Here is a 14,217-nt window from a genome sequence, read left to right as displayed (position 1 = left end):
TCAGTACCTCACCCTCGGGTCGATGAACGCCGCGATGATGTCGACGACGAAGTTTGTGAGGGCGACGATGATCGCGATCATCGCGACAATGCCCTGCACTGCCACGAAGTCGCGCGCCGAGAGGTACTTCGCCAGCTGGAACCCGAGTCCCTGCCATTCGAAGGTCGTCTCGGTGAGAACCGCGCCGCCGAGCAGGAGCGCAATCTGCAGGCCGATGACGGTGATGATGGGAATGAGCGCCGGGCGATAAGCGTGCTTGCGGACGAGGCGGAACTCGCTCACACCGCGCGAGCGCGCGGCATCCACATAGGGCATGTTGTACGTGCCGATCACGTTCGTGCGCACGAGACGCAGGAAGATGCCGGCCGTCAGCAGGCCCAGCGTCATCGCGGGAAGAACAGCGTGCATCAGCACGTCCTGCACGTAGGCGGGGTTCCCCGAGGCGATCGCGTCGATCAGGTAGATGCCCGTGCCACCCTCGCGGGTGAGGGCGATCTCGGTGCGGACGCTCGCGCGGCCGCTCACCGGGAAGATCCCCAGCCATACCGAGAAGACGAGCTTCGCCACCAGGCCCGAGAAGAAGACCGGAGTGGCGTAGAAGAGGATGGCGCTCACGCGCAGGATCGCGTCGGGCCAGCGATCGCGCAGCGCCGCGGCGACCATGCCGAGCGGGATGCCGAGGATGAACGCGACGATCAGGGAGTAGAACACCAGCTCGGCGGTGGCACCGCCATAGGTGAGCAGCACCTCGGCCACCGGGCGATTGTCGGTGATCGTGGTGCCGAAGTCGAAGGTGAAGATCTGCGCCAGGTACTCGAAATACTGCACCAGCACCGGGCGGTCGTAGCCGGCCTCGGCGATGCGCTCGGCGAGTTGATCGGCCGGCAGGCGGCCGCCGAGGGCTGCCGTGATCGGGTCGCCGGTGAGGCGGATGAGGAAGAAGACCAGGGTGACCAGGATGAGCACCGTGGGCACCATCAGCAGGAATCGGATGGCCACATATCGGCCGAACGATCCGTGCGATCGGGTCTTCGTGGGATCGAGCGCGGGCGGGGATTCGACCGACGTCGAGGCGACGTCACCGGTCATAGGAGGCCAATCTCTGGGAAGGAGTGACGGGGGCGGCCGGGCGGGCCGCCCCCGTCATCGCAGGTGCTACTTGACGATCGGCGCGAAGCGCAGCTTGAACGACGCGTCGAGAATGACCCCGTCGACGTCGGTGCCGGCTACCGCGACCTGTGCGCCCTGCAGGAGCGGGACCGTCGACAGCAGCTCGGCGACCCGCGCCTGGATGTCTTCGATCTCCGCCGTGCGGGCGGCCGGGTCGGTCTCGACGGCCTGCTGCAGGATGAGCTCCTCGGTCTGCTCATCGCTGAAGTGGTTCCCGAGGAAGTTGTTCGTCAGGAAGAACGGCGTCAGATAGTTGTCGGCGTCGGAGTAGTCCGGGAACCAGCCGAGCTGGTACGCGGGGTATACGTCGGCGGTGCGGTCCTTGGAGTACTGCACCCACTCGGTCGACTTCAGGTCAACCTCAAACAGTCCATCCGCTTCGAGCTGCGACTTCACCAGGGCGTACTCGTCACCCGACGAGGGGCCGTAGTGGTCGGGGCTGTACTGCAGGCTCAGCTGCACCGGCGTCTCGACACCGGCCGCTTCGAGTCGCGCGGCGGCGGCCGCGGCATCCGGACCACCGTCTCCGTCGCCGTAGAGCCCCTTGAGCGCCTCCGTGGCGCCCGCGAAGCCCTCGGGGACGTACGAGTACAGGGGGGTGTAGGTGCCCTTGTAGACCTGCTCCGAGATCTCTTCACGGTCTACCAGGTCTGCGACAGCTTGACGCACGGCGAGCGCCTTCTCAGCGTCGGCCTCGGGCGTGGTCGCGCCGTACGGCTGCGTGTCGAAGTTGAAGACGATGTAACGGATCTCGCCACCGGGACCGTCGATCACCTGGACGTTCTCGTTGCCGCTCAGGTCGTCGACGTCAGTAGCCGACAGGCTGCGGTACGCCACGTCGATGTCGCCCTCCTGCACGGCGAGCTTCAGGTTCGACGAGTCGGCGAAGTAGCTGAGGATCACGCCCGCGTTCTCGGCCGGGTCGAGAAGACCCTGGTAGCTCTCGTTGGGCGTGAACTCGACAGTCTTGTTGAAGTCGTACGACGTGATCGCGTACGGACCGCCGAACGCGTTCCCCGCCACGATCTCGTCGTCGGGGGTGACGGCGTCGGCCGAGAAGACCTCTTCGTCGACGATGGCGCCGGGGAAGCTGGTGAGGATGTACGGGAAGACCTGGTCGTTGTCGGTCTTCAGCGTGAAGACGACCGTGGTGTCATCGGGTGCCTCAACGCTGTCAAGGTTGTACAGCAGGCTCGATGCACCGTTGGGGTCAGCGATGGCGAGGTTCCGGTCGAACGAGAACTTCACGTCTGACGAGGTGAGGTCGTTGCCGTTGGCCCACTTCAGGCCGGCGGGGAGGGTCACGGTGTACTCGTTGGGCGCCGTGAACTCGGCCGACTCGGCCAGGTCGGGGACGACCTCGGTGCTGTTGTAGTCGGTGTTCACCAGATAGGGGAAGACCTGCGTCTGGACGGCGAGCGAACCGTTGTCGTACGAGCCGGCGGGGTCGAGGGTGGTGACCTTGTCGGTGGTGCCGACGATGATGGGCTCGTCCGACGCGGCGTCACCGCCGTCGCCATCCGTGCTGCCGCCGCCGGCGCAGCCGGCGAGGAGAAGAGCCGAAACGCCGAGCGCTCCGGCGGCGAGGCCGAGTCGGCCGCGCGCGGGGGTGTGCAGTGACATGGTGTTACCTCTGCTGTGAAGGAGTCGACCGCGTCGGTGGGCGCGGCCCTCGACACATCATTCTCCGCAGAGGGTTCGGAAGCAATCGGGTGAACGATTCGTAACCAGAACGAAACGCGTCCTATCAGTCCATCGTCACGCGCTGCAGCGGCAGGCCCTCGGGCATCTCGCGGCGCACCCAGTCGGCGATCTGCTCGCGCACCAGGCATCGCAGATCCCACATCTGACCGGAGTCACGTGCGCTCACGACGATGCGCACCTGCAGGTTGCCACCCGTGGCATCCGTCACCTGAACTCCGTGCGAGACGCCGTCCCACAAATCGGTCTCGGCGAGGATGCGCTCGAGCTCTGCGCGCATGCCATCGACCGAGATGCGCCAGTCGAGGTCGAAGTAGATGGTGCCGAGCAGCGCCTTGCCGAGCTTGGTCCAGTTCTCGAAGGGGGTCGTGGTGAAGTACGTGCACGGCAGAACCAGGGTGCGCTGGTCCCAAAGTTCGAGCACCACATAGCTGAGCGTGATCTCGCGGATGCGACCGAACTCGCCCTGCACCACCACGACATCGCCGACACGGATCGCTTCACTGAAAGCGAGCTGTACCCCGGCGAACAGATTCGACAACACGGTCTGCGCAGCGAGACCGGCAACGATAGAAGCGATACCCGCTGAGGCCAGCACACTGGCACCCACCGCCCGCACCGCATCGAAGGTCATGAGGATCGTGCCGGCGGCGATCACTACGATCACCACGATCACGAGGCGCCGTACGATCTGCAGCTGCGTGCGGATCTTTCGAGCCGAGAATGTATCGGTCTCGGTGAGGCGATAACGCCGCGTGCCGCTATCGACGAAGAAGAGGAAGAGCTGGGCGCACAGCCACGCCCCCGCGATGATCACCGCGATGGCGAGAGTGTGGAAGATTCCCTGCACCAGCGCCTCGTCGAGAGGCATCGCGACCGTCGAGGCGAGCACGGCGATGAGCAGCAGGGTGACCCGGAACGGCCAGCGCACCCGCTCACTGAGTTCGGCCGGCCAGTGCTTGCGGCGACCGATTAATGCGAGGGTCACCGTGGTGATCACCGAGATCACCACGACGATGCCGACGAGCACCCCCAGCAGCATGGCCCACGTGGTCCAACTCGCGACGTCGGCTGTCTCTTCCAGAATCTCGATATCCACCGCGCTCCTTCGTTGACTGCCCTCCACGCTAGGCGGTCAACCCGAACGCGTCGAGTTCAGCCTCCTCGAGCATGCGCGACCGAATGATGAACCGGTTGCCGGTCGGACCCTCGACACTGAACCCGGCCCCGCGGCCGGGAACCACGTCGATGGTGATGTGGGTGTACTTCCAGTACTCGAACTGCGCCTGCGAGATGAACACCTCGATCGGGTCGTCCAGACCGACCTCGAGTGACCCCAGGTGCACGTCCGACGGCCCGGTGAGGAACATCCCCACCGGGTAGCACATCGGCGCCGATCCATCGCAGCATCCGCCCGACTGATGGAACATCAGGGGCCCGTGCTGAGCGGTGAGATCGCGCAGCAGGGCGGCTGCGGCATCCGTCACAGCCACCCTGCTGAACTCGGTGCTCATCGGCTTAGAAGAAGCCCATCGCGCCATCGGCGTACGAGACGAGCAAGTTCTTCGTCTGCTGGTAGTGGTCGAGCATCTTGAGGTGGTTCTCGCGACCGATGCCGGACTGCTTGTACCCGCCGAACGCGGCGTGCGCGGGGTACTGGTGGTACGTGTTCGTCCACACGCGACCGGCTTCAATTGCGCGACCGGCGCGGTAGGCGGTGTCGCCCGAGCGGCTCCATACGCCGGCACCCAGGCCGTAGAGCGTGTCGTTGGCGATCGAGATGGCGTCGTCGAAGTCGTCGAAGCTCGTCACCGAAACGACGGGCCCGAAAATCTCCTCCTGGAAGATGCGCATGTCGTTCGTGCCCTCGAACACCGTCGGCTGCACGTAGAAGCCCTCGCTCAGGTCGCCGCCGAGGTCGACCCGCTCGCCGCCGGTGAGGAGCTTCGCGCCGCCCGCCTTGCCGATGTCGATGTAGCTGAGGATCTTCTCGAGCTGGTCGTTCGACGCTTGCGCGCCCAGCATGGTCGCCGGGTCGAGCGGGTTGCCCTGCACGATCTTGCCGACGCGCTCGAGGCCGTCGCCGAGGAACCGGTCGTAGATCGAGCGCTGGATGAGTGCGCGCGACGGACACGTGCACACCTCGCCGCCGTTGAGCGCGAAGAACGTGAAGCCTTCGAGCGCCTTGTCGTAGTAGTCGTCACCGGTGTCGCGGGCGACGTCGTCGAAGAAGACGTTCGCGCTCTTGCCCCCGAGTTCGAGGGTGACCGGAATGAGGTTCTGCGACGCGTACTGCATGATGAGACGCCCGGTCGTGGTCTCACCCGTGAACGCGATCTTGCGGATGCGCTTGTGCGAGGCCAGCGGTGCGCCGGCTTCGATACCGAAGCCGTTGACGATGTTGACCACTCCGGCCGGCAGCAGGTCTCCGATGATGTCGAACAGGAAGAGAATGGATGCCGGTGTCTGCTCTGCCGGCTTGAGCACCACGCAGTTTCCGGCGGCAAGAGCGGGGGCGAGCTTCCACGTGGCCATCAGGATCGGGAAGTTCCACGGGATGATCTGCCCGACCACTCCGAGGGGCTCGTGGAAGTGGTACGCCACGGTGTCTTCGTCGAGCTGGCTGAGGGACCCCTCTTGTGCCCGCAGCACTCCGGCGAAGTAACGGAAGTGGTCGACCACGAGCGGGATGTCGGCGGCGAGGGTCTCGCGCACGGGCTTGCCGTTGTCCCACGTTTCGGCCACCGCGATGGCTTCGAGGTTCGCCTCGATCCGGTCGGCGATCTTGTTGAGGATCACCGAGCGCTCGGCCGGCGTGGTGCGCTTCCACGACTCGAATGCCTGCCACGCGACGTCGACAGCGCGGTCGATGTCTTCGACCGTGCCGCGCCCGACCTCGCAGAACGGCTTGCCGTTCACGGGGGAGATGTTCTCGAAGTACTGGCCCTCGATGGGTTCGACCCATTCGCCGCCGATGTAGTGGCCGTAGCGTGAGCGGTAGTCGGCGACGGCTCCGCGAGTGTTGGGGGCGGCGTAGACGCTCGAGACGCCTTCTTCGACGATGGTCATTGCTGGTCTCCTTCGACGTATGCGCGACGTCCGTGTCGCGATGAGTCGACGGTAGGTCGCGCAACGTTGCACGAAGTTGCACCCAGGTCTGTGAGGCTCAGCCCTCGAGGCGCTCGATACGGGTGACCAGCCCTGCGCGGCGCGGCGACCGCTGCGGCAGCATCGACAGGCACAGGTGCAACAGGTCGACGTCTTCGGAGCCGACCTCGGTATCGGCGAATGCCAGCAGCACCTCGATCGATGCCTCTGCCATCAGCGCGTCGCGCAGTGTCGAGCGCACCGAGGCGCGAAACTCCTCGACACCGGGGGCGACGGAATCCGGCAGAGCGTCGCCGCGATACGCCGCGAGCGCGACGCGATGGGCACCCCGATCGAGGAGCGACAGCACGTGATGGGCGTCGGTCTCGAGGTCGATGTTCAACCGGTACGGGCGCGATGCAGGCACGAGTGCGGGCGCGCGCTTTTCGAGCACCTTGCGCAGTCGCACCATTTCGGCGCGCAGGGTGACGGATGCTTCGCCCTCCCCGTACACGAGTTCACCGAGCCGCTCTGCTGACAGGCCCTGGCGGTGCGTCGCGAGCATCAACAGCAGTTCGGCATGACGCGGCCCGACTTCGAGCAGCGTTTCGGAGGTGTCATCGGCGATCTCGAGCATCCCTCGGTCGCGGCCGAGGACGCGCAACGTCGCGCGCGTGGTCTCGCGGCGCGGCGCCTGGGTGCGAGAGCGCGATGGTCGACGCACGGGTTCGGCGCGCTCGCGCAGGCGCGTGACGAGCAATTCCCCTTCGACGGCGCGGGCGGTGGCATCCACCAACATCTGCGCCTGCGGCGTGACGGCCGGGTCGCCTCCGGTGACATCGATCACCCCCAGCAAGCGCCGAGTTTCGGGGTCGTGCACCGGGGCCGCCGTGCACGACCACGGGTGCACGAGCCGGTTGAAGTGTTCGGCCCCGCGAATCTGCACCGAACGATCCAGAGCGAGGGCCGTGCCCGGAGCCGAGGTGCCCACCGACGTTTCGGACCAGTTCGCGCCCGCCACGAAGCCCATTTCGCCCGTGAGTGAGCGGATCGCGCGGTCACCTTCGACGAACAACAAGCGACCGGCGGCGTCCCCGACCGCGACGACCACGCCCGAATCGAGCGCGTCACCCGGCAGCAGCAGCCCGCGCACCATGTCGATCACGCCCGACAAGGGGTGGGTGCGCCGGTACTCGTCAAGCTCGGCCGCCGTCAGGTCGAGGGGGGGAAGCCCTTCGGCGCCGACGAGGGAATCTAGCGCGCGGCGCCATGAGTCCCGCACGAGGGGTCGCACGTCACCCAATCGCTGATCGTGGGTGTTGCCCGCCACGAGTTCTTCGTGCGCGCGCTCGATCAGCAAACGCGAGGACTCAGGTGTCACCTCACGTCTCGACGACCACGGCGAAGACATACGGGCTCCGATCAGCATCGGTGGAGCGGATCTACCCCCGATTCTCCCACCATTCCCGCAATCGGCGCTCGGCTTCGTCTTCACCCAGCACGCCTTCGTCGAGCCGCAGCTCGAGCAAGAACTTGTACGCCTCACCGACCTCGCGGCCCGGTGAGATGCCGAGCACCTCCTGAATCCGGTTGCCGTCGAGTTCGGGGCGGATGGCGTCGAGCTCTTCGGCCTCGGCGAGCGCGACAATGCGCCGCTCGATGTCGTCGTACGCGCTCGCCAGGCGTCGGGCCTTTCGCGCATTGCGGGTCGTGACGTCGGCGCGCGTGAGGATGTGTAGGCGCTCGAGCTCGTCGCCGGCATCGCGCACGTAGCGCCGCACGGCCGAGTCGGTCCACGCGCCCTCGGCGTAGCCGAAGAAGCGCAGGTGCAACTCGATCAGTCGGGTCACGGTCTTGATCGTGTCGGTATCGAACCGCAGTGCCTGCAGGCGCTTGCGCGCCAGGCGTGCGCCCTTGACGTCGTGGTGATAGAACGTCACGCCGCCGCCGGACTCGAGTCGCCGGGTCGCGGGCTTGCCGATGTCGTGCAGCAGCGCAGCAAGCCGCAGCGGCAGGTCGGGGACTGCCTCGGGGCTGCGCTGCGCGTGAAGGTCGATCGCCTGCTGCAGCACCGTGAGGGAGTGCTCGTAGACGTCCTTGTGGTGGTGGTGCTCGTCGACCTCGAGGCGCAGGGAGGGGACTTCGGGGAGGAACTCGTTCATGAGCCCGGTCTCGACCAGGGTGCGGATGCCGCGAACCGGGTCGTCGCTCTGGAGCAGCTTCACGAGTTCGCCCTGCACCCGCTCGGGGCTCACGATCTCGAGCGTCTGACGCAGTTCACCCATCGCCTCGAGCGTGGCGGGGTCGATGTCGAAGCCGAGCTGCGACGAGAATCGCGCGCCGCGCAGCATGCGCAAGGGGTCATCTCCGAAGCTCACGCGAGGATCGGTGGGCGTCCGCAAGCGCTGGGCGACGAGGTCTTCGACACCACCGGTCGGGTCGACCAGCGTGCGCGAAGGAACCCGCAGCGCCATCGCGTTGACGGTGAAGTCGCGCCGGATCAGATCGCCCTCGAGCGTGTCGCCGAACTCGACCGTGGGTTTGCGCGTGACACCGTCGTAGCTGTCGGCGCGGTACGTCGTGATTTCGACCTGTTCACCCTGCACGCGCGCGCCGATCGTGCCGAACGCGCGGCCGATGTCCCACTGGATGCTGCTGACGGGTTTCACCACACGCAGGATGTCGTCGGGGCGCGCGTCGGTGGTGAAGTCCAGATCGTTCGTCGAGCGCCCGAGCAGCGCGTCGCGCACCGGGCCGCCAACGATAGCCAGGTCGAACCCGGCATCGGCGAACGCCTGGGCGAGCGTCGAAACGATCGGAGACTCGGCGAGCGCGCCGAGGCGCGCCACGCCCTCGGCCATGTTGAGCATGAGTACCAGCCTACCGAGGGGTCAGCGCTCGCCCACCAGAGTGAGGAACCCCGTGAACGCCAGCTCTCGTACTCGGGGGATGAGATCGGCGCGCAAGGCCGCGGCATCCACCTCCATCAACTGGGCGATCGCGTCGATCAGCACACCGACCTCGAGGTCTCCGTCGCACGCGCCCACGAGCGCCGCCAGTCCCGGGTCAACGCCCAGTGAACGAGCGAAGCCGCCGCCTTGGCGCAGTTCGATCACCGTGGGGTCCTCCGCCCCGGGCAGGTGGTGACGCGCCTCGGTGACGTCCGGGGCAACGCGGAATATGGATGCCGCAACCGCCGCGTCGTCGAGCGAGGCCATGTGGTCGTGCGCCGCGAGCGCCTCAGCGAGATGCCCGCCGAGGTTGTCGCTGCCGAGCGCGTGGTGAAGTTTCTCGTATCGCTGGAGCGTGGGAGCACCGTCGATCGGACGCCGCAGCAGGATGTAGCCGAAGCCCACGGCCGTGACCGTGCGCTCGGTGAAGTCGTCGAGCCACGCGTCGATCAGTCGGGCGAATCGCTCGGTACCGGGCAGAGTTCCGCCGTCACGTACCCACAATTCGGCGTAGGACAGCGGGTCGAGACTCTCCCTTTCGACGATCCATGCCTCGAGCGGAATATCCGAGGATTCGACCCATGCGCGCACCCGATCGAGGCCGTCGATCCCGTCGCGCGTCTCCCAATTTCCCAAGAGTTGCGCCACACCGCCCGGCTCGAGGTGTGCACCCACGCCGCGAACGAAGGCCGCGACCAAGTCGTCGCCGACCATTCCGCCATCGCGATACTCGTACGCCGGCACGTCGCCGTGCCGCGGCGTGATCACGAACGGCGGATTCGACACGATGCGATCGAACTGTTCACCCGCCACCGGCCCGAACAGGCTGCCAAGCCGAGTGTCGATGCTGTCGACTCCGTTCAGGACGGCATTGAGGCGCGTGAACCACAGCGCTCGAGCCGAGATGTCCGTCGCCACCACACTCGCCGCGCTCCTGCGAGCCCGCAGGGCCTGGATGCCACACCCAGCCCCGATGTCGAGCGCGCGGAGCGCCGGGGTGGGCAACTGAAGGGCCGCCAGCGTGAGTGACGCGCCGCCCACACCGAGCACATGGTCCTCGGGGAGGGGGCCGCCCAGCGCCGCCTCGTCGAGGTCGCTCGCAATCCACCACTCGCGTGTGCCGTGTGAGTCTTCGTAGGTTTGGGGCCGCACGACCGCCTGAGGTATCACGACATCGTCGTCGATCGCTGCGAGGCCCAGGGAAACGACGCCCCCGGCGCCCGCGCGGGGCAGCGCAGCGTTCACACGCTCAACGGATTGCGGCATCCCCAGCACGAACAGTCGCGCCAGCGTCGCCAGGGCATCCTCTCGCCCGTCGAGTGCGCGATCGGCGGGGCGACGCAGCCCCCGCGCAATCGCGTCATCGGCGGCGGCACCCCACGCGTCGCGAACCCCCTCCGAGGTGAATCCAGCGGTGGCGAGATCGGTCGCGAGGGCGCTGGCGATCCGAGAGTCAGGTTCGGGCAACATGACTCCATTCAACCGTCCGCGGCGGTGCGCTGGGGAGGCTCCGAGGTTCGTCAACGTAGAATCGCAGTCGATCGTGCGGTCCCCTATCGCACAGGAGCGAACCACAGCATGACCGCGACCACGACAACTCAGCCCGCCCGCCGCCTCCGTGCGCTTGGTGCGGCGCTCTTGGCGACGGTCCTCATGACGTCGACGCTTCTTTCCTCGTCGGCCGCGGCATCCACCCCGACTCCCGAGCCGACCCCCGCGCCGGCGATCCCCATCGGCACCACGGCGTTCACCCTGTCACCGGTGGGCAATGGCATCGTGACACCCGGCGAGGGGCTCACGGTCACGGTCACTCTGCAGAACGCCACGACGCGCCCCACCCCGGACCACACCGTTTCGCTCAGCGTCGGAACCGAGGAGATCGCCGATCGACGGACTCTCGCGGCGTGGCTAGAGGGCGATACTTCGGTCGCGACGACGAGCGAGGTCGCTACGGCGACTCTCTCCTCCGTCGACCCCGACAGTGAGGCATCCAAGGGGATCCTCGTTCCCGCTGAGGATCCGGCCCTGGCCGACATGACGGCGGGTGTGTACCCGCTGGTCGCGTCGTACGAGGATGAGTCATCCACGGTCACGTCGACCAGCGTGATGATCATCCCGGATGACACGGCGGATGCGGCATCCGTCGGTCTCATCGTGCCGATCACCGCTGCGCCGCGCTCATCCGGCCTGCTCACCGCCGACGAGCTCGAAGAACTCACGGCACCGGCGGGTGACCTCACGAATCAACTGCGCGCCGTCGACGGTACCCCCGCCATTCTCGCGATCGACCCCGCGATCGTTGCGGCGATTCGCGCCCTCGGCAGCGCCGCACCGGCATCGGCCGTCGACTGGCTCGACCAGCTGCTCGCACTGCCGAATTCGCGCTTCGCTTTGCAGTTCGGCGATGCGGATGTTGCGGTCCAGCTCTCCGCAGGTCTGTCACGCCCGCTGTCACCCCGGTCGCTCGCGCCCTACATGTCGTCGTCGAACGCGCCTGCTGCCTCCCCGTCGCCTTCAGACGGGGGAGAGGATGCCGCGTCCCCGCTTCCCACGACGGACGCACTCACCGACATCGGCGGCGCCGTCGAGAACATCTATTGGCCCGCGCCCGATGCCATCACCGACGACGCGCTGTCGACGCTCGGCGCGTTGACCGTCGATGATCAGCCGTCGTTCACCGTTCTCAGTTCGCACGAAATCGCCGCCGGCGCGGCCGGTGCAACCGTGGGCGCCCGCGCCCGGATCGACGACGCACGAACACTCGTCTACGACAGCACGGTCTCGACGTATCTGCAGTCCGCGTCCCTGCAGGGCAGCGGCGCCCTTCGAGCGGCGGATCTCACCGCGGCGACCGCGAACCTCGTGCTCGCTGCCGCCGACACTCGGGGCGTCCCACTGCTGGTCACCGTGGGGCGTGAAGCCTCGCGCTCACACGTTGCGCTGCGCACCGCGATCAGCGCGATCACCGATGCGCCTGGATTCATCGAGGCCGACCTCACCGAGCTCACGGATGCATCGGCACGGCGCGCCCAGGTGGTCGACGCCGAAGTATCGCCCGAGCGCATCGATACGGTCTCCCACATGCTCGACGACGAGGCCGAACTCGGCCGGTTCGCCACGATCCTCGACGACGTGAGCCTGATCACCGGCCCCGAGCGCGCCGAACTGCTCCAGTTGCTGTCGGTCGGGTGGACCGCCGACACCGAGGCGTGGCACGTTGCCGCTGCAGAGCATCGCCTGGGCAGTGCCGAGACCCTCGACTCGGTGGGCCTCCTGCCCAGTAGCACGATCAACCTGTTCGGGTCGGGGGCGGGCCTGGGCTTCTGGGTTCGCAACGACCTGCCTTATCCGGTCAACTTGATCCTCTACACGGCGCCGGATGATCTGCGCCTCGACGTGCAGCGTGCCACCCCGGTGACCGCGACGGCGTCGAGTAATACGCGGGTCGAAGTACCCGTGCAGGCTCGTGTCGCCAACGGCGAAGTGACCCTCGAGCTGCAGCTGCGCAGTCCGTCGAGCGTGGCCATCGGTGACAGCGAGAGCGTGCAAGTCAACGTGCGCGCCGAGTGGGAGACCGTGGGAATCGCCGCCCTCGCGATCGTCGTCGGCGGCCTCCTGGTGGCGGGTGTCGTGCGCACCGTGTTGCGTGTGCGCGCGTCCAAGAGGCAGGGCGACGAGTGAGCGGCGTCGGGCGCGCAAGCGTCCTGATCGGCGCCGGCACGGTTGTCTCACGATTGACGGGCTTCGTACGATCTGCCGTCCTCGTCGCCGCGATCGGCTCGATCGGCCGGGCGAGTGACGCATTCGGCGTCGCCAACCAACTGCCGAACAACATCTACGCGATCGTCGCGACCGGCCTCGTCGCGGCCGTGATCGTGCCGCAGATCGTGCGCGCCTCGCGAGACCCCGACGGCGGGCAGTCGTTCATCTCAAAACTCATGACGCTCGGCACCGTCGCGCTGCTGGCGGTCACCGTCCTGGCGACAGCGTGCGCCCCGCTGCTCGTGCAGCTGTACGCCCCGAGCTTCGGCCCAGACCAATTCGCCCTCGCAACCGCATTCGCCTACTGGTGCCTGCCGCAGATTCTGTTCTACGGGATGTACGCCCTGCTGGGTGAGACGCTGAACGCACGACGAGTGTTCGGCCCCTACACGTGGGCGCCGATCATCAACAACGTCGTGTCGATCGTCGGATTCGTCGCGTTCATCGTGCTCTTTGGTGGCGGCCAGTCCTCGGCGATCGGGTGGACGCCGCAGATGGTGGCGCTCCTCGCCGGAACGGCAACACTCGGAATCGTGGCGCAAACCCTGGTCTTGCTGCTTTTCTGGCGCCGCGCCGGGCTGCGCCTTCGCCCCGACTTTCGCTGGCGCGGTATCGGCCTCCGGCACATCGGGCGCCTAGCCGGCTGGACCTTCCTGATGGTCATCGTGGGTCAGCTCGCCGGCATCGTCCAGTCGCGCGTGCTGTCCCTCGCGACCGACCTCGGACCAGCCAACTTCGCCTCGGGGAACGCGTGGCTGCTGTTCATGCTCCCCTACTCGATCATCGTGCTGTCGATCGGGACCCCCTACTTCACCCAGCTGAGCGAGCACGCGAAGGCCGGCCGCCATGACGAGGTGCGCCGCGACATTCCGCAGAGCATCCGCACGCTGGGGCTCTTCGTCGTCGTCGCCACGGCGGGGGTCGCGGCCGCGGCGGTCCCGGCATCCCGAATCCTCACGACCTCGGCCGACGAGGCCGTCAGCAGCGCATGGCTCCTCGGGGCGTACCTGATCAGCCTCATCCCGTTGGCGGTTCTGTTCGTCATTCAGCGCACGTTCTACGCGTACGACGACACGCGCACTCCGTTCTTCTTCACGATCGTGCAGGCGAGCCTCGTGGTGATCACCGCATTGGTGGCCGAAGCCTTGGCCGTCGGTGACGTGATCGACATCACGATGCTCGCCTCGGCCGTCGCACTCGGACAGTCGTGCGCCACTCTGGTGCAGGTCATCGTGGCCACGTGGTTGTTGCGCCGCCGCCTCGGCAACATCGGTGTGTCGAGATGGATGCTGGCGCTCGGCCGATTCACTCTCGCGGCCATTCCCGCCGGTATCGCCGGGTGGCTGGTGTTCGTGTGGTCCGGCGGCGTGGAGGGCTGGATGGTCTCGAGCCAACTGCTCGGCGCCGTCGGCACCGGCGTGATCTGCGCGGTCGCACTCGTCGTGTACGTCCCGATGCTGATGCTGCTGCGCGCCCCCGAGCTCGCACCGGCCGTCGCGATGCTGCGACGCGTCATTCCCGGGGGAATGTCTCGCGATTAGCATGG

Annotated in this window: 10 protein-coding genes; 2 read left to right on the top strand and 8 right to left on the bottom strand. The window is 67.1% G+C overall.

The genetic code is table 11. From position 1 onward, the window contains the following. The 8 genes from ON062_RS06580 to ON062_RS06545 form a co-directional block, all read right to left on the bottom strand. Positions 1–1,089 carry an ABC transporter permease gene (locus ON062_RS06580; RefSeq protein WP_274646341.1) on the bottom strand — a complete coding sequence of 363 codons (1,089 nt, stop codon included), beginning with the start codon at positions 1,087–1,089 and terminating at the stop codon, positions 1–3. Positions 1,090–1,155: 66 nt separating this feature from the next. Further along, positions 1,156–2,793 (bottom strand): ABC transporter substrate-binding protein, encoded by a 1,638-nt coding sequence (locus ON062_RS06575; protein ID WP_274646340.1) that lies wholly within the window; start codon positions 2,791–2,793, stop codon positions 1,156–1,158. 124 nt (positions 2,794–2,917) lie between these two features. Beyond that, the gene (locus ON062_RS06570) at positions 2,918–3,970 is read right to left on the bottom strand and encodes a mechanosensitive ion channel family protein (protein ID WP_274646339.1); all 1,053 of its coding nucleotides are present in this window, start codon (positions 3,968–3,970) and stop codon (positions 2,918–2,920) included. Positions 3,971–3,998: 28 nt separating this feature from the next. Next, positions 3,999–4,385 (bottom strand): DUF779 domain-containing protein, encoded by a 387-nt coding sequence (locus ON062_RS06565; RefSeq protein WP_274646338.1) that lies wholly within the window; start codon positions 4,383–4,385, stop codon positions 3,999–4,001. 4 nt (positions 4,386–4,389) lie between these two features. Then, positions 4,390–5,940 (bottom strand): aldehyde dehydrogenase family protein, encoded by a 1,551-nt coding sequence (locus ON062_RS06560; protein ID WP_274646337.1) that lies wholly within the window; start codon positions 5,938–5,940, stop codon positions 4,390–4,392. Positions 5,941–6,037: 97 nt separating this feature from the next. Then, positions 6,038–7,339, bottom strand: coding sequence for a GAF domain-containing protein (locus ON062_RS06555; protein WP_274646336.1), 1,302 nt, complete (start codon positions 7,337–7,339; stop codon positions 6,038–6,040). Positions 7,340–7,400: 61 nt separating this feature from the next. Beyond that, the gene (locus tag ON062_RS06550) at positions 7,401–8,828 is read right to left on the bottom strand and encodes a CCA tRNA nucleotidyltransferase (protein ID WP_274646335.1); all 1,428 of its coding nucleotides are present in this window, start codon (positions 8,826–8,828) and stop codon (positions 7,401–7,403) included. 21 nt (positions 8,829–8,849) lie between these two features. Continuing rightward, complete coding sequence (locus ON062_RS06545) at positions 8,850–10,379, bottom strand: methyltransferase (protein ID WP_274646334.1); 1,530 nt, start codon at positions 10,377–10,379, stop codon at positions 8,850–8,852. A 108-nt stretch (positions 10,380–10,487) separates the two neighbouring features. On the opposite strand from ON062_RS06545, the gene ON062_RS06540 reads away from it, so the two are divergent. Further along, positions 10,488–12,590 carry a DUF6049 family protein gene (locus ON062_RS06540; protein ID WP_274646333.1) on the top strand — a complete coding sequence of 701 codons (2,103 nt, stop codon included), beginning with the start codon at positions 10,488–10,490 and terminating at the stop codon, positions 12,588–12,590. Next, positions 12,587–14,212: a murein biosynthesis integral membrane protein MurJ gene (murJ, locus tag ON062_RS06535; protein ID WP_274646332.1), complete on the top strand. Its 1,626-nt coding sequence runs from the start codon at positions 12,587–12,589 to the stop codon at positions 14,210–14,212. Before ON062_RS06540 ends, murJ begins: the two co-directional genes overlap by 4 nt. Positions 14,213–14,217: the final 5 nt, after the last annotated feature.

This window comes from Microbacterium sp. C7(2022) (genome assembly GCF_028823665.1).
Classification (GTDB): Bacteria; Actinomycetota; Actinomycetes; order Actinomycetales; family Microbacteriaceae; genus Microbacterium.
The sequence above is the reverse complement of the archived record's forward strand: the minus strand, read 5'-3'. Positions and strand labels throughout refer to the sequence as shown.